Annotated in this window: 24 protein-coding genes, 1 tRNA gene and 2 pseudogenes; 12 read left to right on the top strand and 15 right to left on the bottom strand. The window is 68.3% G+C overall.

What is annotated here, in order from left to right:
• Positions 1 to 134: 134 nt before the first annotated feature.
• Positions 135 to 668, top strand: a complete 534-nt coding sequence (locus tag WAL33_RS18630; RefSeq protein WP_422183133.1) for a VanZ family protein — start codon at positions 135 to 137, stop codon at positions 666 to 668.
• A gap of 94 nt (positions 669 to 762) precedes the next feature.
• Here the strand turns inward: WAL33_RS18630 and WAL33_RS18625 are convergent, their stop codons facing one another.
• From WAL33_RS18625 to greA, 3 genes are all read right to left on the bottom strand, one after another.
• On the bottom strand, positions 763 to 906 hold the full coding sequence (locus WAL33_RS18625) for a hypothetical protein (protein ID WP_422183132.1): 144 nt from the start codon (positions 904 to 906) through the stop codon (positions 763 to 765).
• Positions 907 to 1,023: 117 nt separating this feature from the next.
• Positions 1,024 to 1,587: an HNH endonuclease gene (locus tag WAL33_RS18620; RefSeq protein WP_422183142.1), complete on the bottom strand. Its 564-nt coding sequence runs from the start codon at positions 1,585 to 1,587 to the stop codon at positions 1,024 to 1,026.
• A gap of 196 nt (positions 1,588 to 1,783) precedes the next feature.
• Positions 1,784 to 2,269 (bottom strand): transcription elongation factor GreA, encoded by a 486-nt coding sequence (greA, locus tag WAL33_RS18615; RefSeq protein WP_422183130.1) that lies wholly within the window; start codon positions 2,267 to 2,269, stop codon positions 1,784 to 1,786.
• Positions 2,270 to 2,793: 524 nt separating this feature from the next.
• Here greA and WAL33_RS18610 point away from each other — a divergent pair.
• On the top strand, positions 2,794 to 3,429 hold the full coding sequence (locus WAL33_RS18610; RefSeq protein WP_422183140.1) for a TetR/AcrR family transcriptional regulator: 636 nt from the start codon (positions 2,794 to 2,796) through the stop codon (positions 3,427 to 3,429).
• Positions 3,430 to 3,519: 90 nt separating this feature from the next.
• The gene (gluQRS, locus tag WAL33_RS18605) at positions 3,520 to 4,368 is read left to right on the top strand and encodes a tRNA glutamyl-Q(34) synthetase GluQRS (RefSeq protein ID WP_422183129.1); all 849 of its coding nucleotides are present in this window, start codon (positions 3,520 to 3,522) and stop codon (positions 4,366 to 4,368) included.
• A 29-nt stretch (positions 4,369 to 4,397) separates the two neighbouring features.
• Here gluQRS and WAL33_RS18600 read toward each other — a convergent pair whose 3' ends face one another.
• The 3 genes from WAL33_RS18600 to WAL33_RS18590 form a co-directional block, all read right to left on the bottom strand.
• Positions 4,398 to 5,147 (bottom strand): GNAT family N-acetyltransferase, encoded by a 750-nt coding sequence (locus tag WAL33_RS18600; RefSeq protein WP_422183127.1) that lies wholly within the window; start codon positions 5,145 to 5,147, stop codon positions 4,398 to 4,400.
• Between the two features lie 91 nt (positions 5,148 to 5,238).
• Entirely contained in the window at positions 5,239 to 5,442 is a 204-nt protein-coding gene (locus WAL33_RS18595; RefSeq protein WP_422183126.1) for a cold-shock protein, read from the bottom strand.
• Between the two features lie 175 nt (positions 5,443 to 5,617).
• The gene (locus WAL33_RS18590) at positions 5,618 to 6,247 is read right to left on the bottom strand and encodes a TlpA family protein disulfide reductase (protein ID WP_422183124.1); all 630 of its coding nucleotides are present in this window, start codon (positions 6,245 to 6,247) and stop codon (positions 5,618 to 5,620) included.
• Here WAL33_RS18590 and argH point away from each other — a divergent pair, their 5' ends adjacent.
• The 5 genes and pseudogenes from argH (at position 6,248) to WAL33_RS18565 (ending at position 11,093) form a co-directional block, all read left to right on the top strand.
• Positions 6,248 to 7,672 (top strand): argininosuccinate lyase, encoded by a 1,425-nt coding sequence (argH, locus tag WAL33_RS18585; protein ID WP_422183122.1) that lies wholly within the window; start codon positions 6,248 to 6,250, stop codon positions 7,670 to 7,672. It abuts the gene before it with no gap.
• Positions 7,651 to 7,974 carry a hypothetical protein gene (locus tag WAL33_RS18580; protein WP_422183120.1) on the top strand — a complete coding sequence of 108 codons (324 nt, stop codon included), beginning with the start codon at positions 7,651 to 7,653 and terminating at the stop codon, positions 7,972 to 7,974. The genes argH and WAL33_RS18580 overlap by 22 nt, the downstream gene beginning before the upstream one ends.
• A pseudogene (locus WAL33_RS18575) lies at positions 7,975 to 8,087 on the top strand (hypothetical protein); the annotation flags it as partial.
• 29 nt (positions 8,088 to 8,116) lie between these two features.
• Positions 8,117 to 9,382, top strand: coding sequence for a diaminopimelate decarboxylase (lysA, locus tag WAL33_RS18570; protein WP_422183118.1), 1,266 nt, complete (start codon positions 8,117 to 8,119; stop codon positions 9,380 to 9,382).
• A 112-nt stretch (positions 9,383 to 9,494) separates the two neighbouring features.
• Positions 9,495 to 11,093: a methyl-accepting chemotaxis protein gene (locus WAL33_RS18565; RefSeq protein WP_422183116.1), complete on the top strand. Its 1,599-nt coding sequence runs from the start codon at positions 9,495 to 9,497 to the stop codon at positions 11,091 to 11,093.
• Between the two features lie 36 nt (positions 11,094 to 11,129).
• Here the strand turns inward: WAL33_RS18565 and WAL33_RS18560 are convergent, their stop codons facing one another.
• From WAL33_RS18560 to WAL33_RS18550, 3 genes and pseudogenes are all read right to left on the bottom strand, one after another.
• The gene (locus WAL33_RS18560; protein ID WP_422183115.1) at positions 11,130 to 11,960 is read right to left on the bottom strand and encodes a TIGR00266 family protein; all 831 of its coding nucleotides are present in this window, start codon (positions 11,958 to 11,960) and stop codon (positions 11,130 to 11,132) included.
• 104 nt (positions 11,961 to 12,064) lie between these two features.
• Positions 12,065 to 12,168: pseudogene (locus WAL33_RS18555) on the bottom strand (hypothetical protein); the annotation flags it as partial.
• Positions 12,169 to 12,179: 11 nt separating this feature from the next.
• Complete coding sequence (locus tag WAL33_RS18550) at positions 12,180 to 12,518, bottom strand: Hpt domain-containing protein (protein WP_422183114.1); 339 nt, start codon at positions 12,516 to 12,518, stop codon at positions 12,180 to 12,182.
• Between the two features lie 81 nt (positions 12,519 to 12,599).
• Between WAL33_RS18550 and WAL33_RS18545 the strand changes: the two genes are divergently transcribed.
• The 4 genes from WAL33_RS18545 to WAL33_RS18530 all read left to right on the top strand — a co-directional run bounded on the left by WAL33_RS18545 (position 12,600) and on the right by WAL33_RS18530 (position 15,502).
• Positions 12,600 to 12,675: transfer RNA gene (locus WAL33_RS18545), tRNA-Lys, on the top strand.
• Positions 12,676 to 12,858: 183 nt separating this feature from the next.
• A complete protein-coding gene (locus tag WAL33_RS18540) occupies positions 12,859 to 13,491 on the top strand; it encodes a glutathione S-transferase family protein (protein ID WP_422183112.1) in 633 nt (210 codons plus the stop codon).
• Positions 13,488 to 14,972 (top strand): acetyl-CoA acetyltransferase, encoded by a 1,485-nt coding sequence (locus WAL33_RS18535; protein WP_422183111.1) that lies wholly within the window; start codon positions 13,488 to 13,490, stop codon positions 14,970 to 14,972. The genes WAL33_RS18540 and WAL33_RS18535 overlap by 4 nt, the downstream gene beginning before the upstream one ends.
• A 44-nt stretch (positions 14,973 to 15,016) precedes the next feature.
• The gene (locus WAL33_RS18530) at positions 15,017 to 15,502 is read left to right on the top strand and encodes a hypothetical protein (protein WP_422183109.1); all 486 of its coding nucleotides are present in this window, start codon (positions 15,017 to 15,019) and stop codon (positions 15,500 to 15,502) included.
• An 88-nt stretch (positions 15,503 to 15,590) separates the two neighbouring features.
• On the opposite strand, the gene dxs is transcribed toward WAL33_RS18530, so the two are convergent.
• The 6 genes from dxs to WAL33_RS18500 all read right to left on the bottom strand — a co-directional run bounded on the left by dxs (position 15,591) and on the right by WAL33_RS18500 (position 20,747).
• Positions 15,591 to 17,507 (bottom strand): 1-deoxy-D-xylulose-5-phosphate synthase, encoded by a 1,917-nt coding sequence (gene dxs / locus WAL33_RS18525; RefSeq protein WP_422183108.1) that lies wholly within the window; start codon positions 17,505 to 17,507, stop codon positions 15,591 to 15,593.
• 17 nt (positions 17,508 to 17,524) lie between these two features.
• Entirely contained in the window at positions 17,525 to 18,409 is an 885-nt protein-coding gene (locus WAL33_RS18520) for a polyprenyl synthetase family protein (protein WP_422183107.1), read from the bottom strand.
• Complete coding sequence (locus WAL33_RS18515; RefSeq protein ID WP_422183106.1) at positions 18,406 to 18,756, bottom strand: tRNA-binding protein; 351 nt, start codon at positions 18,754 to 18,756, stop codon at positions 18,406 to 18,408. Before WAL33_RS18515 ends, WAL33_RS18520 begins: the two co-directional genes overlap by 4 nt.
• Positions 18,756 to 18,998: an exodeoxyribonuclease VII small subunit gene (locus WAL33_RS18510; protein WP_422183105.1), complete on the bottom strand. Its 243-nt coding sequence runs from the start codon at positions 18,996 to 18,998 to the stop codon at positions 18,756 to 18,758. Before WAL33_RS18510 ends, WAL33_RS18515 begins: the two co-directional genes overlap by 1 nt.
• Before the next feature lie 120 nt (positions 18,999 to 19,118).
• Complete coding sequence (locus tag WAL33_RS18505) at positions 19,119 to 19,781, bottom strand: histidine phosphatase family protein (RefSeq protein WP_422183104.1); 663 nt, start codon at positions 19,779 to 19,781, stop codon at positions 19,119 to 19,121.
• A 45-nt stretch (positions 19,782 to 19,826) separates the two neighbouring features.
• The gene (locus tag WAL33_RS18500) at positions 19,827 to 20,747 is read right to left on the bottom strand and encodes a histone deacetylase family protein (RefSeq protein WP_422183102.1); all 921 of its coding nucleotides are present in this window, start codon (positions 20,745 to 20,747) and stop codon (positions 19,827 to 19,829) included.
• Positions 20,748 to 20,758 lie beyond the last annotated feature (11 nt).

The raw sequence follows: 20,758 nt of genomic DNA, 5'->3' as shown, positions 1-20,758 counted from the left end.
GAAGAAATAGACGCCGGGCGCGCCGTCGTCTCCGACAGCCGGCGCGCCCTGGTCATCTTCCGTTGACCCTGTTCCTTCACGGCTTGTAGGCCAAGGCGCCCTAGGCTTTGGGCTCATCGCGAGCCAGGAAGCCCATGCTGACGCCCAACCATGTCGTGACCACCGCCCGCGCCGTTCTGGTCGGCGGCGCCCTGACCGCCGCGGTGCTGATGCTGGGTCCCTGGCCGGGCCTTGAGAGCGTGTTCGGGCTGAGCGACAAGGCGGCTCACGCCATCGCCTTCGGCGGGCTGATGGCGGTGTCTTTCCTGGCTTTCCCCCGTATGCGCCGCAACGACCTGGCCGTGGCCGCTGTGCTGCTGGGCGCGAGCATCGAGGTGGCCCAACTCTTCACCGCCGACCGCAGCGCCTCGATCAGCGACGTGCTGGCCGACGCCGTGGGCGTGGGCGTCGTCCACCTGATCAGTCATATCGAGAACCTCCGCGCCCTGGCTCGCAAACGCGGCGCGGCGACCTTCGCCGAGATCGCCGCCCAGGACCGCCGACGCGGCGCGCGCGGCCTTGCGCCGGTGGTCAAGGCCGTCTTCCCCTCCCCCGTCGAAACGCTGAAGGCCGATCGGCCCGCCAGCTTCGCCGAGCGGGCCGCCCGACGCTTTCCGCGCCAGGCCTGATTTCCATCAGGTGATACGCTTGATCATGGGGTCTCTCCCGATTTTCGCCCGAAAGCGTGAGGATAGAACCCGTGAGCCGATGGGCGGATTGCGCCTATAGCCCGAACACCACGGTCCACAGGATGACATTCGCCAGGGTCATGGCGGCCATCAGCCACCGCAACCGGCGTTTGACGCACAGCGCTCGTCCATGCTCGTGAAGCGTGGGACTTGGAAGCATCGAAGGACTGGCAAGCATCGAACCCTCCCGCTGGACGGCCCCCAGTCCTTGGGTCCGCCCAGTGGTGAGTCGATGCAAGCAGAGCCATAAAGCTTTGTTTCCTGGACATTTTTAGCGACTCGGCTGCGTCGCGTTCTAGGCTTCCAGTTCGATGTCCCAGTAGAGGTAGTCCAGCCAGCTGGCGTGCAGGTGTCCCGGCGGGAACCGGCGGCCGCGATCCTGCAGCTCGTGCATGCTGGGACGACGCGCGGTGTGGAACGGATGCATGCCCGCCTCGCGCGGCGTGCGGCCGCCCTTGCTCAGATTGCAGGGCGCGCAGGCGGTGACGATGTTCTCCCAGGTGGTCCGGCCGCCGCGCGAGCGAGGGATCACATGGTCGAAGGTCAGTTCGTCGGGCGAGCCGCAATATTGGCAGGAGAACCCGTCGCGCAGGAACAGGTTGAAGCGGGTGAAGGCCGGCGGACGATCCTGCGGCACATACTGCTTCAGCGACACCACGCTGGGCAGCTTCATCTCGAACGAGGGCGAATGGACCACGTGATCATAGGTCGAGACCACGTCGACACGGTCCAGGAACACCGCCTTGATCACCTCCTGCCAGGGCCAGAGGGACAGCGGATAGTAACTCAGGGGCCGATAATCGGCGTTGAGGACGAGCGCCGGCATGCCGGACGGGGGACGGGAAAGCACCTGCATCAGGTCCTCCCTCCGGAGCCCCAAGGGCCCCTACGAAGATGTGGGCCGAACCGGCCCTTATGAAGCGGATACGCGATCGGACTGAAGACAGGCCTCCTTCCTACGCATTCTCAGGAATCGCCATTCATTCCCGAACGCATGGAAAGGATGAGCCAAGTCGACGACAGAACCAAGACATCCCTGTCCTGGCGGGACGATTTCAGGTCTCGTCGACCGCGATGATCTCGACTTCGCCGCCGGCCACCATGGCGGTGTCGCCCACGCCCTTGCCCAGCAGGGCCCGAGCCACCGGCGAGACATAGGACACCGAGCCCTGGGCTGGGTCGGCCTCGTCTTCGCCGACGATGCGGAAGGTCTGGCGGCGACCGTCCTCGCGATCGAAGGTGACGGTCCCGCCGAACTGCAGGCCCTCGACGGACGGATCACGCTCGCGCAGCTGGGCGCTGGCCCGGCGGGCGGACCAGTAGCGCAGGTCGCGGGTGGCTCGGGCCATGGCCGTGCGGTCCTGAGCGACGTCGCCGCCGGCCTGGGCGGCGCTGTAAGCGGCGCGAGCCTGCGCCAGGGCCGCCTCGATCCGGGCCAGGCCCGATGGCGTGACCAGGTTCGGATGCGGCGAGATCGGGCGGTCCAGCAGGTCGGCGGCGAACGCCTCGCTGTCGCCTTCCTTGGTGAAGGCGACGCTCATCGACGCATCTCAGCGATGGAGGAAGGAAAGGTCATGCCTGGAAAATCCGGCCCGGCGCGGGATGTTCCGCCTCGGGAGCATTCGACCTAGGCGCGCGCGGCGGCGGGATCAAGACATGCAAAAGCCGCCGGCGATCAGGCGCGGGCGGCTTGGGGTGGTTCAGGCGACACCTTCAACGGCGATCGTGGCGGCGGGACAGCGTGGGAATCCGCTGGTCCCGTCGGCCACAAGCGCTGCGGAGGTTAGATCGCCACGCCGACCAAGGCGGCGGCGATGCCGACGGCGGCGGCCAGGAAGAAGCCCAGGGCCATACGGTCGAGAGCCGTTTCGAAGGCGAAGAAGGTATTGGTCATCACACACATCCTTGAGTTTGGTTGCGAGGCGCGGCGATCTTTGAGCCGTCCCTCGTTCCAGACCGAGCCCGATCTGGACGATGCTTAGATATCACCGATCTAAACGATGTCAAGATGAATCTTGACGCCGTTAGGATGGATTTTTGAACAGGAACGGTTACAGTGTCCGAGATGACACAGGCCCCCTCCTCCTCGGCGACTTCCGAAGCCCGTCCCTACCACCACGGCGACCTCAGCCGCGCCTTGGTCGAGGCCGCTCGCCGCATCCTCGAAACCGAGGGTCCGGCGGCGCTTTCGCTGCGGGCGGTGGCGCGGGAGGCCGGTGTCAGCCCGGCCGCGCCCTATCACCACTTCAAGGACAAGGGCGAACTGCTGGACGCCGTCGCCCACGAGGGCTGGGCCGCCCTGGACACCGCCCTCGGCGAGGCCCGAGCCAAGGCCGCCGACAGCAAGGAGCGGATGACCAGCCTGGGCGTGGCCTATGTCTGCTTCGCCCGCGACAATCCCGCCCTCTACCGCGTGATGTACGACTGCTCGCGCGACAAGGACGCCCTGCCCGAGCAGATGAAGGAAGAAGGCGCCTACTGCCAGGTGCGCAACACCATCGACGAGCGCAGCGGCGGAACGGCCACGCCGCTCGATCTGGAACTGGCCACGATCGCCGCCTGGTGCGCTGGCCACGGCCTGGCCGAGATGATCACCTTCAAGCAGTTCGATCCGCTGAAGGAAGCCCTGGGGGGCGAAGAGGCCTTCCTGCGCGCGGTGTTCGAACACCTGGGCATGTTCGCCAAGCTTGATCAGGCCTGAACCTGTTGATGGGCAGCCGCCGCACGCCCCCTCCGTCTCGCCGCTACGCGTCGAGCCACCTCCCCCGTACGCTTCGCTGCGGGTGAGGAGATGCGCTTCGCCACGCGTTTCGCGCCCTCGCCCACCGGCCACCTGCATCGCGGCCACGCCTTTTCGGCCCTGACCGCCTTCGACGCCGCCCAGGCCGTGGACGGCCGGTTCGTGCTGCGCATCGAAGACATCGACGCCACCCGCAGCCGCCCCGAATTCGAGGCTTCGATCCTCGAGGACCTGGCCTGGTTGGGCCTATCCTGGGAACAACCGGTGCGTCGACAATCCGAGCACCTGATCGACTATCACCGCGCCATCGACGTCTTGCGCGACAAAGGTCTGGTCTATCGCTGCTTCCGAACCCGCAAGGAGCTGGACATAGGCCGCGCCCCGCACGAGCCGGCCGAGCCGTTCGTCGGCGGCCCTCTGCACCCCGACGAGGAGGCCGCGCGGCTGGACCGGGGCGAGGCCTTTGCCTGGCGGCTTTCGCTGGACGCGGCTCGCGGGGCCCTGGGCGGCTTCGATGACCTAAGCTTCACCGAGGAAGGGACAGGACCCGGCGGCGAAATCGGCATGATCGCCGCGCGCCCCGAAACCGCCGGCGACATCGTCCTGGCCCGCAAGGACGTCGGGGTGGCCTATCACCTGGCCGTCGTGCTGGACGACGCCCTGCAGGGGATCACCCACGTGATCCGCGGCCAGGACCTGTTCGAGGCCGCGCACATCCAGCGCCTGCTGCAGGCCCTGCTGGACCTGCCCACCCCGATCTATCGTCACCACCGCCTTCTGGTCGGCCCTGATGGCAAGCGCTATGCCAAGCGCGACAGGGCCCAGACCCTGCGGGAGCTGCGGGTCGCGGGGATAACACCGGCGCAGTTGCGAGCGGAGATGGGCCTGGCCCTGCCTTAGCCGCCAAGGCGTCGGGCCGCCTGAAACGCCTACTCGACCACCCAGTACCGATAGCCATAGGCCGGCACGAACCCCAGACCGCTGTAGAGGGCGATGGCCGGAGCGTTGTCGGCCTCGACCTGCAGATAGGCCCGACGAGCGCCCAGCAAGCGGGCCTCATGCAACAGGGCCGCCAGGACCCGGCTGGCCAGCCCCCTGCGGCGATGACTGGGCAGGGTGCGCATGCCGAAGATCCCAACCCATTCGCCGTCGATGGCGCTCGCGCCCAGGGCCGCGACCTGACCGTCCAGGTCCAGCCGCGCGAAGCGGGCCGGCGGGGGGATGCGGGCCAGGGCGTCCAGACGCTCGCGGGCGTCGGCGGCGTTGCCACCGGCGCTGGCCGCCAGCACCGCCTCGAAGGCCGGATCGGGCGAGTCGGAAAGCACCACGGCCAGGTCAGCCGCCCCCGCGATCATCCCCGAGGCCTCGCCCACCATCATCAAGGTGCCATGGGTCGGCCGATAGCCGCGGGCGCGCAGATGTTCGGACAGGTTGGCCGGGACCACGGCTCCATCCGACAGCTTGAAGCGAACGGGCAGGCCGTGGGCGGCGTAGAAGGCCTCCGCCGCGTCGATCGCCTCGTCGATCGGCCGGCCGGGCTCGCCCAGCGGCCAGCAGGCGTTGATCCGCAGCGACCAGCCGTCCGAGGCGTTCAGCCGCCATCCGCCCAGGGCCCCGCTCTGACGCGCCGGCCAGGCGCGATCGGCGATGATTTCCAGTTGGCGCGGATCGACGGTCATCGACCCTCACATAGCAGACGGGCGCCGGTTCGTTGGAACCGGCGCCCGTCAAATTTAACCATGCGAGCGAAAAACGCTCGAAATCCGGCGCCTAGAGCGGCTTCAGATTGTTCGCCGCGACCTTGCCGCGCTCTTCGGCGGTGTCGAAGCTGACCTTCTGGCCTTCGTCCAGGCTGCGCAGGCCCGCGCGTTCGACGGCGCTGATGTGGACGAACACGTCCTTGCCGCCGTCATCGGGCTGGATGAAGCCGAAGCCCTTGGTGCCGTTGAACCATTTCACCACGCCGGTCGCCATGTAGAGGTCTCCTAGAGATAGACGATCCAATGCCCGGACAAGCGGGCAGGTAACAATCTCAGTCGTCCGGGTAGCGGTTCGCAGGCCCAAATCCAGGATTGCACGGCACAGTGGACACGCCCCTGTTGAGGGGTCAATTCAAAAAACGTCGGTATGCTTAAGCGTGCGACCGACCTCAATGCTCGCGTAGGAGCGCCTCGACCAAACCCCGTGCTTCTGGGCTGGACCAGTCGGCGTCGCCCGCCAGCCGGGCGCGCTCGCGACCTTGCTTGTCGTAGATCACGGTGGTCGGGTAGCCGGCGGCGCGTGGATCCAGCGCGAACGACAGCTTGTAGCCGGGATCGCGATAGACCTGCAGCGGCGGGTTGGCGGCCATCTCGGCCTGGACCAGGTTGAGGTCGCTGTCGCGGTCGACGCTGATCGGCAGCACCTTCAGCGGCTGGGTCGCGTAGGCGGCCTGCAGCTTGCCCAGGGTCGGCATCTCCTTCTTGCAGGGCGCGCACCATGTGGCCCAGAGGTTCATCACCACCACCTGGCCCTTGAAATCGGCCAAGGTGTGGGGCTTTCCGGCGCCGTCGGTGAAGATCGTGGCCGGCGCGGCGCGCGGCTGGGTCGGCACGTCCAGCTTCTCCAGGGACGCTTTCTTGAATTCCTTGAGGTCGACCACACCTGCGGGTTTGAATGAAGCCTGAGCGATGACGTATAGAACCGCCGCGACGCCGATCACCAGAACGGCGCCGATCGCCCACTTCAGCGGGCCGAGCTTGCGCGCGGCTTCGTCCCTGTCCGACTGGAATTCGCTCATATGACCGACAACGCCTCCGATAAGCCCAAGACCGCGACGGGCGGACAGGGCCAAGCCATGTGGGGCGGCAGGTTCTCGGCCAAGCCAGCGGAGCTGATGCAGGCGATCAATGTCAGCATCGGCTTCGACAAGCGCCTGTGGGCGCAGGACCTGGCGGGCTCCCGCGCCCATGCTCGGATGTTGATCACCCAAGGCGTGATTGCAAGCCAAGACGGCGAGGAAATTCTCAAGGGCCTGGACGCCATCGAGGGCGAAATCACCGCCGGAGCCTTCCCGTTCCGCGATGAATACGAAGACATCCACATGAACATCGAGGCGCGGCTGCGCGAGTTGATCGGCCCGACGGCCGGCCGGCTGCACACCGCCCGCTCGCGCAACGATCAGGTGGCCGTCGACTTCCGCCTTTGGGTGCGCGAGGCCTGCGAGCGTTCGGCGGGTCAGCTGGAAGCCCTGCAGCGCGCCTTGGTCGCCCAAGCCGAAGCCTATGCCGACGCCCTGATGCCGGGCTTCACCCACCTGCAGCCGGCCCAGCCGGTGACCTTCGGCCACCATCTGATGGCCTATGTCGAGATGTTCGGCCGCGACGCCTCGCGGTTCAAGGACGCCCGCGCACGGATGAACGAGTGTCCGCTGGGCGCCGCCGCCCTGGCCGGTTCGCCCTTCCCGATCGACCGCCACGCCACCGCCGCGGCCCTGGGCTTCGACCGCCCGACCGCCAATTCGCTGGATAGCGTTTCAGCCCGCGACTTCGCCCTGGAAGCCCTGTCGGCCGCCTCGATCACCGCCACGCACCTGTCGCGCCTGGCCGAGGAGATCGTGCTGTGGACGACGCCAATGTTCGGCTTCATCAAGCTGACCGACGCCTTCACGACCGGCAGCTCGATCATGCCGCAGAAGAAGAACCCCGACGCGGCCGAACTGATCCGCGCCAAGGTCGGCCGGATCCTGGGCTCGCTCACGACGCTGACCGTGGTGATGAAGGGCCTGCCCCTGGCCTATTCCAAGGACATGCAGGAGGACAAGGTTCCGACCTTCGAGGCCTTCGACGCCCTGGAGCTGTCCCTGCTGGCCATGGCCGGCATGATCGCCGACCTGACGCCGAACACCGCCAAGATGGCCGCCGCCGCCGGCGCGGGCTTCTCGACCGCCACGGATCTCGCCGATTGGCTGGTCCGCGAACTGAACATGCCTTTCCGCGACGCCCACCACGTGACAGGTTCGGCCGTGAAGGCGGCCGAGACCAAGGGCGTCGATCTGGCGGACCTTTCGCTGGGCGAGTTCCAGGCGATCGAGCCGCGGATCACAGACGCGGTCTACGCCGTGCTGACCCCGGCCGCCTCGGCGGCCAGCCGGATGAGTTATGGCGGGACCGCTCCCGCCCAGGTTCGCGCCCAGATCGCGCGTTGGAAGGAACTGCTCGGATGATCCGTCCTGTCGCTCTCGTGACCCTGGCCGCCCTGGCCCTGACCGCGGCCGCCTGCGGCAAACAGGGGCAATTGGAGCGCCCCGCCCCGCTGTGGAACGCCCAGAAGAAAGCCGCCTACGAGGCCGAACGCCGCAAGGGCTCGGCCACGGCCAACCAGCCGGCCCGCGCTAACGGGACCCAGGAGGCCATCGACCCGGCGTCGAGCAACCGCACGACCCGCGCCGCGCCGCTGCCCGGAACCCAGTCCGACCCGTTCGGCGGCCCCTCGGGCGCCGGCTTCCCCAGCGCCCAACCCAACTAGGTGGCGCCTCCGGCGTGTGAAATCCTCGTCCTTCGACAAGCTCAGGATGAGGATTTCAGTCGAAGCGCCTCCACAGTAGCCCTCATCCTGAGCCTGTCGAAGGACGAGGGCGGGCCACCGACGCGTCCAGAAAGACCCTGAAGTGAACCATTTTGAATACGGCCCCGAAGGCCTGGCCTGCGAGGGCGTCCCGTTGGCCAAGATCGCCAGCGAAGTCGGCACTCCGGTCTATGTTTATTCCCGCGCCACCTTGGAGCGGCACTTCACCGTGTTCCGCGACGCCCTGGCCGCCGCCGGTGTCGTCGATCCGCTGATCGCCTATGCGGTGAAGGCCAATTCCAACGTCGCGGTGTTGAAGGTGCTGGGCAACCTCGGCGCCGGCGCCGACACGGTGTCGGAGGGCGAGGTGCGCCGCGCCCTGGCCGCCGGCATCCCCGGCGAGCGGATCGTGTTCTCGGGGGTTGGCAAGAAGCGCGGCGAGATCGCCTTCGCCCTGCAGGCCGGCGTCGCCGAGATCAATGTCGAATCCGAGCCGGAGTTGAACCTGATCGCCGAGGTCGCCGCCGGGTTGGGCGTCAAGGCCAAGGTGGCGTTCCGGGTCAATCCCGACGTCGCGGCCGGCGGTCACGCCAAGATCGCCACCGGCAAGTCCGAGAACAAGTTCGGGGTGTCGTTCGCCGAGGCCGCGCGCCTTTACGCCAACGCCAGCAACAACGCCAATCTCGAACCGATCGGCGTGGCCTGCCACATCGGCAGCCAGATCACCGACCTGACGCCGATGCGCCAGGCCTTCACCAAGATGCGCGGCCTGGTCGAACAACTGCTGGGCGAAGGCCTGCATGTCGAGCGGCTGGACCTGGGCGGCGGGCTGGGCGTGCCCTATTTCGACATGCCCGAACCGCCCACGCCCGCCGAATTCGCCAAGATGGTCGGCGAGGTCACCCACGGGCTCCCCGTCAAGCTGGCCTTCGAGCCTGGACGGGTGATCGCCGCCAACGCCGGGGTGCTGGTCAGCGAGGTGATCCACGTCCACGAGCGGCCGGAGGGCAAGCGCTTCTTGGTCATCGACGCGGCCATGAACGACCTGATCCGTCCGGCCATGTACGACGCCTTCCACGACATCCGCCCCGTCATCAAACGCGGCGGCGAGACGACCTATGACGTGGTCGGCCCGATCTGCGAGACCGGCGACACCTTCACCCGTGAACGCGCCTTGCCGCCGCTGGCGGCGGGGGAGCTGGTGGCCTTCATGTCGGCCGGCGCCTACGGCGCGGCCATGGCCAGCGAATACAACACCCGCCCGCTGGTCCCCGAGGTTCTGGTCGACGGCGACCGGTTCGCGGTGATCCGCGCGCGGCCGTCGTACGAGGAGATGCTGGGCCGGGACCTGACGCCCGACTGGATCTAGGAGCCGCGCGCTTAAGTATTCGTACCTAGGCCGCAAAAGCCCTACTTCAACACCGGGGATTAACCTCCACCCTTCAAACGTCATTGGGCGTTTGGCGGAGTGGAGTGCCAAGATGATCGAGTTCGATACCATCGAAGCGCAGCGACGCGTCGGCGGCCATCTGGTCCTGGCGTGCATCGCGGCGATGATCCTGATGGTTCCGGCCGCCCGTCTGTTCGCCGGCGGACCGATCCTGGGGCTGGCTCTGGGCTCCGTGGCGTTCGGCGCGATGGCCCTGGGCGGCTTCGCCGTCTGGCGCGACAGCGTCGCCCAGCGGATCTCCACCGCGATCAGCCTGGTGGGCCAGGTCACGCTGTTCATCGCGGCCTTCTCCGGCCACGCCTGGCAGGCCGACGCGCGGATGGCCTATCTGGCCGCCCTGGCCCTGTTGGTGGCCTATGGCGACTGGCGGGTGGTGGCGGTCGGAGCGGCCGGCATCGTGGCCATCGACGTCGGCGCCGCCTTCCTCGCGCCCAATCTCCTGATGCTGGGCGCCTTCAGCCCGCTGCGGATCGCCTTCAACGCCGGGGTCACCCTGGTCACGGCCTGGTCGCTGATCTGGCTGACAGCCAGCGTCTCGCGCCTCTTCGTCACCGTGACCGCCCGCACCGACAAGGCCCTGACCGCCGCCCGCGAGGCCGACCAGGCCAACGCCGCCGCCGAGACGGCCCGCGCCGCCCGCGACGCCGATAACGCCGAACAGGCCGCCCAGAAGGCGGCGATCGAGGCCGAACAGGCCCTGGTGGTCGACACCGTGGCCATGGGCCTGGCCCAACTGTCGCGCGGCGACCTGACCTGCCGCCTGACCCAGCCCTTCGCCACCCGCTACGAGCCGCTGCGCGCCGACTTCAACGGCGCGATGGACAAGCTGCAGGCGGCGATGCGCGAGATCACCGGCAACGCCTCCAGCATGAGCGCCGGCGTGGCCGACATGGCCCGGGCCGTCGACGAGTTGGCCGATCGCACCGAACAACAGGCCGCTGGCTTGGTGCAGACCGCCGCCGCCCTGGATCAGATCACCGCCGCCGTGCGCTCGACCGCCGACGGCGCCCACCAGGCCAACGCGGCCGCCGCCAGCGCCCGCTCCGAGGTCGAACGTTCAGACCCGGTGGTCACCGAAGCCGTCGAGGCCATGACCCTGATCGAGGCCTCGTCCGGCAAGATCGGCCACATCATCGGGGTGATCGATGAGATCGCCTTCCAAACCAATCTGCTGGCCCTGAACGCCGGGGTCGAAGCCGCCCGGGCCGGCGACGCCGGTCGCGGCTTCGCGGTGGTCGCCCAGGAAGTCCGGGCCCTGGCCCAGCGCTCGGCCGACGCCGCCAAGGAGATCAAGGGGCTGGTCAACGAGTCCGGCGCCCAGGTCGCGGCCGGCGTCGAACGCGTGGGCCGCACCCGTGAGGCCCTGCAGCGGATCGTCGAGGTGGTGGCCAAGATAGACCAACAGGTCACCGCCATCGCCCGCTCGGCCCAGGATCAGGCCCAGGGCCTGGGCGAGGTCAACACGACCATGGCCGAGATGGACCGCGTCGTGCAGCGCAACGCCGCCATGGTGGAGGAAACCACCGCCGCGGCTCACACGCTGCAGGTCGAAAGCCATGAGCTGTCCGCGCGGGTCGACATCTTCGACGTCGGCCAGAAGGATCAGGCCGCCGGTCGCCGCGCGGCCTAGCCGCGCCCCTCTCCCGCAAGGGAGAGGGATTGGAGCCTATCGGTTCCCGCCGATCAGATCGCCCAGTTCGCCCAGGATCGAACCCTCGCCGCGGTTGCCGCCATGGCCGCCGGCCGCTTGCAGCATGCGTCCCGCCAGGCGCGAGAACGGCAGGGACTGGATCCAGACCTTTCCGGGTCCGCGCAGGCGGGCGAAGAACAGGCCCTCGCCGCCGAACAGCACGCTGCGCACGCCGCCGGCCATGACCAGGTCGAAGTCGACGCCGGGCGTGTAGGCCGCGAGACAGCCGGTGTCGACATGCAGCTCCTCGCCCGGCTTCAGCTCACGCTCGACCAGGGTCCCGCCCATCTGGACGAACACCCAACCGTCGCCGTCCAGCCGCTGCATGATGAAGCCCTCGCCGCCGAACAGGCCGGTCATCACCCGCTTCTGGAAGTGGATGCCGATCGACACGCCCCGCGCGGCGGCCAGGAAGCTGTCCTTCTGGCAGATCAGCGAACCGCCCAACTGGCCCAGGTTCAGCGGCAGGATCGCGCCCGGGGTCGGCGAGGCGAAGGCCACGCGGGCCTTGCCCGAGCCGGTGTGGGTGAAGACCGTGGTGAACAGGCTCTCGCCGGTGACCAGGCGCTTGCCCGCCCCCAGCAGCTTGCCCATGAAGCCGCCGCCGGCATCGCCCGAGCCGTCGCCGAACACCGTCGTCATCTGGACGCTGGCGTCCTTCCAGACGAACGAACCGGCCTCGGCCACGGCGCTTTCGCCCGCATCAAGCTCGATCTCCAGAAACTGCAGCTCCTGGCCCTTGATCTCGAAATCGATGTCGTCGGCGACGGCGGCGTTGCGCTGGTGGGACCAGGGGCTGTTGGTCATGATCGAAGGGGCTCCCGTTGAGATGCGCGCAGCCTAGGCGAGCGGCGTGCGTCGAGCCAATTACACCTTCGTAAGTTGGTACGGATGTTTCGAGGTTCGCGGGGCCGCCCTCGTCCTTCGACAGGCTCAGGATGAGGGCTAATGTTTGCTTCGGTTCAGTAGAAACCTCATCCTGAGCTTGTCGAAGGACGAGGTTTCGGACCACGATGCGACCCGCCGCTACCCCTTCAGCGACCGCAGCGCCCGCTCATGCGCATAGGCGGCGATGTCCATCAGAGCCGCGTCCAGGGCGTCGCGCACGTCGTTCAGGCTCTTGGTCCCGGCCTCGGCCTCGGCGCACACGTCGCCCAGCGCGAAAGCCCCAACGCCCCGCGCGGCGCCCTTGACCGTGTGGACCGCGTCCGACCAGCCCGGATGGCTCTTGTCGAGCATCGGCGTCCATAGCGCGGCCTGTTCGCGAAACAGGGCCAGCACCTCGTCGATGACCGCGGAATCATCCATCGCGAACCCTTCCAGATAGGCGAAATCCACGGCTCCGCTGATATCTCGTCTGGCCAAAAAATAGTCCCTTGCGTTCCAAGATTCTTTGCGTATGTTCCGCGCCTCGCCGCCGAGGCAAACCACCGCTTCGGGCCGTGCGGGCGCATAGCTCAGTTGGTAGAGCAGCTGACTCTTAATCAGCGGGTCGTAGGTTCGAATCCTACTGCGCCCACCATTTCTTCCCAAGACATCAAAGACTTCCCCCCTGGGGACGCCGCCAAACGCGGCGTCGCGTCCTGTCCGCGCCCTGGTCTTCTACGCCGCCGCGCAATCCGACGTAAGGGGCGGACGTAAGGGCACGATGGCCTCACAGGACGTTCCGTCGGATGTTGCCCCAACCAGACCTGGGAGGCGTCCGATGATCACCCTCTATCACTGCGTCGGCGCGCGCTCGTTCCGAGCCCTGTGGGCCTTGGAGGAGCTGGGCCTGCCCTACACGCTGAAGCTGACGCCCTTCCCGCCCCGTTTCCGCGAGCCCGGCTACCTGGACATCAATCCGCTGGGCACGACGCCCGCCCTGATCGACGGCGAGACGTTGATGAGCGAGTCGGCCGCGATCGGCGAATACCTGGCCCGCCGGTACGGCCCCAGCGACCTGACCGTGGGGCCCGACGAGCCGGGCTTCGGGGCCTATCTGAACTTCCTGCACATGGGCGAGGCCACCCTCACCTTCCCCCAGACCATCCACCTGCGCTACGCGGTGTTCGAGCCGCCCGAGCGCCGCCTGCCTCAGGCGGCCGCCGACTACGTGCAGTGGTTCCTGTCGCGGCTGAAGGCGGCCGCCAAGTTGCTGGACGACAGCGGCTACGTCGCGGCAGGGCGTTTCACCATGGCCGACATCTCGGTGGCCTACGCCTTGAAGCTGGGCGAGCAGCTGGGCTTCGCCGACAGTTACCCTGAAGCCTTCGCCGCCCACCTGGAGCGGATGAAGGCCCGCGAAGGCTACCAACGCGCCCTGACCGCCGAAAGCGCTGGAGAACCCGTCCTGTGAGCCCTGAACGCATCCCTGTCATCGTCGGCGTCGGCGAGGCGCTCGACCGCCCCACGGACCTGTCCAAGGCCCAGGAGCCCTTGGCCCTGATGGAAGCGGCCTTGCGCGAGGCCGACGCCGACGCCGGCGGCGGGTTCCTGGCCAAGATCGCCTCGCTGGACGTCGTCAACCAGCTGAGCTGGCGCTATGCCGACGCGGCGGGCGAACTGTGCGCCCGGCTCGACATCGCTCCGGCCCGCGCCGTCTATGGTCCAGTCGGCGGCGAGAGCCCGGTGCGGTTCCTGCACGAGGCGGCGCTGCGCATCGCCCGAGGCGAGGCGCAGGTCTGCGCCGTGGTCGGGGCCGAGGCGCAGTGGAGCGTCAACAAGGCCCGCGCCGCCGGGATCGACCTGCCCTGGACGCCCAAGCCCGTCGCAACGGGCGGCGGGCCGCGCATCGAGGTCCACCCTCTGGCCCTGAAGCTGGGGGTCTTCCTGCCGGTCAGCGTCTATCCGTTCTACGAGAACGCGGCCGCTCATCACTGGGGCCAGACGCCGCGTCAGGCCCTGGCGGAGTCCGGCGCCCTGTGGTCGGCCTATGCGGCGGTGGCGGCGGGCCAGCCCAACGCCTGGATCAAGACGGCCTTCACGCCCGACCAGATCACCACGCCGCGTCCCGACAACCGGCCGATCGCCTGGCCCTACACCAAGCTGATGGTCGCCAACATGCAGGTGAACCAGGGAGCGGCGGTGATCGTGACCAGCCTGGCCGCCGCGAGGGCCGCCGGGATCCCCGACGAGCGCCTGGTGTTCATCTGGGGCGGGGCGGCGGCGCGCGAGCCGGGCGATTACCTGCAGCGCGACCACTATCACGGCTCGGTCGCCCAGGACGCCGTGCTGGAGACCGTGGCGGGGATGGCGGAGAGCTTCGACGCCCTGGAGCTCTACAGCTGCTTCCCCTGCGTGCCGAAGATGGCCCGACGGACCTTGGGCCTCCCTGCGGACGTGACGCCCACCGTGACCGGCGGCCTGACCTTCTTCGGGGCGCCGATGAACGACTACATGACCCACGCCGCCGTCGCCATGACCCTGCGGCTGCGGGGCGATGGGGGGACCGGCCTGCTGTACGGCCAGGGCGAGTTCGTCACCAAGCACCACGGCCTGGTGCTGGCCGACCGTCCCGCGCCGCAGGGCGCAAGATCGTTGGAGGCGATCAGCGTGCAAGGCCAGGCCGACGCCCGGCGCGGCGCGATCCCGGCCTTCGTCGAGAACGCCACGGGCCAAGCGGTTCTGGAGACCCACACCGTGCTCTACGACCGCGACGGCGCGCCGACCCACGGCGTGGCCATCGTGCGGACCGCGGACGGCGCCCGGGCCCTGGCGCGGGTTCCCGCCGCCGACGCCGACACCCTGGCGGCCCTAACCAATCCGGACGCCTTCCCGATCGGCCGGACCGGAACCCTGCACGCGGGCGGCGACGGGGTGTTGGACTGGCGGCTCTGAACCCGTGAGGCCCGAGCGGCGTTCCTCTGACGAAGGAACCCGTGATGCGCCGCCTGTCGAACCGTCCCGCGCCGAACGCCCTGCTCCTGGTCCTGGCCCTGGGCAGCCTGACCTTGGGCGCCTGCGCCTCCGACCGTTCGACCCAGCCCGGCTACGCCTGGAGCTACATGAACAGCCTGGGGGAAGGCCCCAAGCTGGCCTATGGCCGGCCCGACAGCGACGACGTGGTGCTGATGATGGCCTGCGCGCCCCGCGCCTCGGCCGTGACCCTGACCGCGACGGGCCTGACGGGCGATGAGATCGCCCTGGCCTCGGGCCGCTCGGTCACTCGCCTGAAGGCCCGGGCCGCGCCCTCTGACATGAGCGACGGCGTGCTCCAGGCCCGCACCAGCCTGGACGCCTCGGTGCTGAGAGCTTTCCGCCGCACCGGCGACCTCGACCTGCTGATCGCCGACGAACGCCACAGTCTCGACGCCGCCCCCGCCAACCAGGGCCACGTGAAGGCGTTCTTCAAGGCGTGTTCGATCTAACGGCTGGGACATGCCCTCCCGGCCTGTCCCCGTCAGCATCCCCATAGCCAAGACTTGGGGACACGCCCAAGGGCATGTCCCCAGCCAGTTAAGCCCGCCGTCCCGCGGCGCTGATGTTGTCGATGCCCAAGGCTGACAGGCAGCCGCGCAGGATGCCCTCGGCGTCCAGACCGGCCTGGGCGTACATGACGTCCGGCTTGTCCTGGTCCTGGAAGACGTCGGGCAGCACCAGAGTGCGGATCTTCAGGCCGCGATCCAGCGCGCCGTGTTCGGCTAGGGCCTGCAGCACGAAGGCGCCGAAGCCGCCGATGGCGCCTTCTTCGACCGTGATGATCGCCTCGTGCTCACGCGCCAGGCGCAGCAGCATGTCGACATCCAGTGGCTTGGCGAAGCGGGCGTCGGCGACGGTGGCGGAGAGACCGCGCGCAGCCAGCAAGTCGGCGGCCTTCAGGCACTCGCCCAGGCGCGTGCCCAGTGAGACGATGGCGACGCTGGTCCCTTCGCGGACGATGCGGCCCTTGCCGATCTCAAGCGGGGCGGCCAGGTCGGGGATGGTCAGGCCCCAGCCCTCGCCGCGCGGATAGCGGAAAGCGCTGGGCCGGTCGTCGATGGCGACGGCGGTGGCGACCATGTGGGCCAGCTCGACCTCGTCGGCGGCGGCCATCAGCACCATGCCGGGCAGCGCGCCCATGAAGCCGAGATCGAAGGTGCCTGCGTGGGTCGGACCATCGGCGCCGACCAGGCCGGCGCGGTCCATGGCGAAGCGCACCGGCAGGCGCTGGATGGCCACGTCGTGGACGACCTGATCATAGCCGCGCTGCAGGAAGGTCGAATAGATCGCCGCGAACGGCTTCATGCCGTCGGCGGCCAGGCCGGCGGCGAAGGTCACCGCGTGCTGCTCGGCGATGCCGACGTCGAAGGTGCGCTCCGGATAGGCCTTGCCGAACAGGTCCAGCCCCGTGCCCGAGGGCATGGCGGCGGTGATGGCCACGATCTTGTCGTCGATCGCCGCGTGCTTGATCAGCTCCTGGGCGAAGACCTTGGTGTAGCTGGGCGGACCGGCGGCGGCCTTGTGCTGCTGGCCGGTGACGACGTCGAACTTGACCACCGCGTGCAGCTTGTCGTCGGCGCCCTCGGCCGGGGCGTAGCCCTTGCCCTTCTGGGTGACGACGTGGACCAGCACCGGCTTTTCGTCGAAGTTCTTGGCGTTCTTCAGCACCGAGACCAGGGCGTCCATGTCATGGCCGTCGATCGGGCCGACATAGTGGAAGCCCAGCTCCTCGAAGAACGTGCCGCCGGTGACCATGCCGCGAGCGTATTCCTCGGCCTTGCGGGCCGCATCGCGGATCGGGGTCGGCAGCTTCTCGACCACGGTCTTGCCCAGCTTGCGCACCTTGCGATAGGCGCCGCCCGAGACGAGGTTGGCCAGATAGGCGCTCATGCCGCCCACCGGCGGGGCGATCGACATGTCGTTGTCGTTGAGGATGACGATCAGGCGCTTGGTGGTGTCGACCGCGGCGTTCATCGCCTCATAGGCCATGCCGGCGCTCATCGAGCCGTCGCCGATCACGGCGATGACGCTGTTGTTTTCACCCTTGGCGTCGCGCGCGGCGCAGAAGCCCAAGGCCGCCGAGATCGAAGTGGCCGCGTGGGCGGCGCCGAACGGGTCGTATTCGCTCTCGGCGCGCTTGGTGAAGCCCGACAGGCCGCCGCCCTGGCGCAGGGTGCGGATGCGATCGCGGCGGCCGGTCAGGATCTTGTGCGGATAGGCCTGGTGGCCGACGTCCCAGATGAGGATGTCCTTGGGCGTCTCGAACACGTGGTGCAGCGCGACGGTCAGCTCGACCACGCCCAGGCCGGCGCCCAGGTGGCCGCCGGTCACGGAGACGGCGTCGATGGTCTCGGCCCGAACCTCGTTCGCCAGCTGCTTCAGTTCAGCCACGCTGAAGTCGCGCGTATCGGCCGGTGACGAGAGGGTGTCGAGAAGAGGGGTCAAAACAGACATGTCCGAAGAAAGCGCGGTCAGTTGCGGCGGTCCAGCACGAAATCCACGCTGCGACGCAGATGTTCAGCCCGTTCGCCGAAAATATCGAGATGTGATTTGGTTTGCGCGGCCAATAGGTTGACGCGCTCTTTGGCCGCATCAAGGCCGAGCAGCGTGACGTAGTTGGCCTTGCCCTTGGCCGCGTCCTTGCCGCCGGCGGCCTTGCCCAGCACGGCTTCGTCGCCCTCGGCGTCGAGGATGTCGTCGACGATCTGGTAGGCCAGGCCCAGGTCCTGAGCGAAACCCATCAGGGCAGCGCGCTCGGAATCCTTGGCTCGGGCGATGATCAGCGGGATTTCAAAGGCGAAGGCGATCAGGGCGCCGGTCTTCAGCCGCTGCATCCGGGCCACGGCTCCGAGGTCGTCGCGCACGCCCAGCAGGTCGATCATCTGGCCGCCGGCCATGCCCTTGGCGCCGGAAGCGATCGCCAGCTTGCGCACCAGCTCCGAGCGGATATGGCCGTCGTCATGGGTGTCGGGGTGGGCCATGATCTCGAAGGCGGCGGTCTGCAGGGCGTCGCCGGCCAGGATCGCGGTGGCCTCGTCATACTGCACATGGACGGTCGGCCGGCCGCGGCGCATGTCGTCGTCGTCCATGGCCGGCAGGTCGTCATGCACCAAGCTGTAGGCGTGGATGCATTCCAGGGCGCAGGCGGCGCGCAGGACGGGCCGTTCGGGCAGGTCGAACATCTTGCCCGTCTCCAGGGCGAAGAACGGCCTCAGACGCTTGCCGGGCCCCAGGGCCGCGTAACGCATCGCCTCGGTCAGACGGCTTTCGGGACCATCGGCGCGCGGCAGCAGTTCGTCGAGCGCCACGGTGACGATGTCGGCAGCCTGGACGATGCGCTTTTCGAGGTCGATCAAAACAGCTTACCCCCGTTTGGAACGTCACGGTCCACGTCGATCAGCACCACGCCGCCCTCGGCGTCCGGAAAGCCCAGACACAGGACCTCGGACTTCACAGGGCCGATCTGGCGTGGCGGAAAATTGACCACGGCGGCCACCCGGCGGCCGATCAGTTCGTCCAAGGCATAGTGCTTGGTCACTTGGGCCGAGGATTTCTTGACCCCGATCTCGGGGCCGAAATCGATGGTCAGCTTGTAGGCGGGCTTGCGCGCCTCCGGGAACGGCGTGGCCTCGATCACCGTGCCGATACGAATATCGACCCGTTCGAAGTCCTCATAGCCGATCTGCGGCGACGTCTGCCCCATCAGTTGAACTCGGCCGGTTCGGCGCTGATCGCGCCACCTTGGCCCAGCACGATCTTCTCGACCTTCAGACGGGCCGCCTCGAGCTTCTTTTCGCAATGCGCCTTGAGGGCCGCCCCGTCCTCGTAGATCTCGATCGAACGCTCGAGCTCGGCCTTGCCGGACTCCAGCTCGCCGACGATCTGCTCCAGACGTTGCAGGGCCTGCTCGAAGCTCATGCCTTCAAGATCTTGCGGACTGATCATTTCTTCTCCGGAGCGAATAGGGGCACCCTAGTGGTGGGTCGCGGCGCGAGCAACGCCGTTGGCGGGGCATTTGGTGAACGGGGTCAAGGGCCTCGGCGTCCCTGTTGCTCGCCAAGGCGCCTAGGGTCGCTCGAAGCGCTTCACGCACCAGTAGTTGAACCCCTGGTCCTGGGTCTTCTTCAGGCCGCGCTTCTCCAGCGCCAGGCCGATCATGGTGTTGAAGAAACCGTGCGCCACCAGCAGCACGTCCTGACCGTTCTTCGACAGGTCGATCAGCAGCTCGGCGGCCTGGTCGGCGCGAACCTCGGCCTGGGCGCGGCTTTCCTGTCCGGCGTGGTGATCGAAGAACCACCACCAGAACCGGGCGAAAAATCCCCAGTGCCTGGGCGACATCCTGATCCAGCGCGGCCAGGGCGGCGGCGGCAGCGGGGCCTCGATGAACAGAGGGTCTGTGGCGAAGGCCTTGCCGTCGGCCACGGCCGTGGCGGTCTCGATCGACCGCCGACGCGTCGAGGCGATCACCACCCCGGACCGCCGGGCGGTGACCTTCAGCGATTCCGGCGGGGTCTGGCCGGGCAGCAGCCCGCCCTCCTCGTAGCGTCCCCACCATTCGCCATAGGCCGGCGCATTGAAGCGGACCTTGCGCGACAGGGCCGGCTCGCCGTGACGGGCCAAGGTGATCGCCCCCGGGCGCACGCCGACGGCTCCGGTGGAGACCGGCCCAGAGGATTCCGGCCCAAGCGAATTTGGGGAGGAAAGGTGGTCGGCGGTTTCGTCGGCCATAAAACTTGGAGGTCGGTTTGTCGCCTTGGCGACGGCCTCGACCTCTTACCCCTCTTGCAACGCTTTGACATGCGCCGCCGCCGAGCGGCCGAGCGCTTCTAGGTCGTAGCCGCCCTCGAGCGAGGAAACAATACGCCCGCCGCAACGGCGGTTCGCGACCGAGACGATCGCCCGCGTCGCCCAGGCGAAATCCTCGGCCTCAAGGCTCTGGGCGGCCAGCGGATCGCGGACATGGGCGTCGAAGCCGGCCGAGACCAGGATCAGTTGCGGCGCGAAGCCGTCCACCTTGTCCATCAGGCCCTCAAAGCCCTTGCGCCAGACCTCGCGAGGGGCATGCGGGGCGACGATGGCGTTGGCGATGTTGCCGACTCCGGTCTCGGACGGCGCGCCGGTGCCCGGATAGAGCGGCGACTGGTGGATCGAGGCGAAGAACACGCTCGGATCGTGCTCGAACGTCGCCTGGGTGCCGTTGCCGTGGTGGACGTCGAAATCGACGATCGCCACGCGCCTGAACCCGGAGGCCTGGGCGACCCGCGCCGCCACGGCGATGTTGGAGAACACGCAAAAGCCCATCGCCGTGTCCGGCTCGGCGTGATGGCCCGGCGGGCGGACGGCGCAGAACGCCCGCATCCCCTGCCCCGCCGCCACGGCCCGGGTCGCGGCGGCCACCGCCCCGGCGGCGCGGCGAGCGGCGGTAAGACTGCCCGCCGACAGCACGGTGTCGGGATCCAGAAATCGGAGCCCGCTGCTGGGGGCGGCGGCCAACACGCCGTCTATGAAGCCCTGGGGATGGACTCGGGCCAGGTCGTCGAAGTCGACCAGCGGGGCTTCGACGCTCTCCAGGTCCAGACCACTGTCGTCGTTCAACGCGTCGATCACCGCTCGCAGGCGTTCGGGCCGCTCGGCGTGATTGTCGCCGGGCCGATGGTCGAGCATATCCTGGTGTGTATAGAGCGCGACATCCATGCGAGGATCCT

Source organism: Caulobacter sp. (genome assembly GCF_049283275.1).
Taxonomy (GTDB): domain Bacteria; phylum Pseudomonadota; class Alphaproteobacteria; order Caulobacterales; family Caulobacteraceae; genus Caulobacter.
The sequence above is the reverse complement of the archived record's forward strand: the minus strand, read 5'-3'. Positions and strand labels throughout refer to the sequence as shown.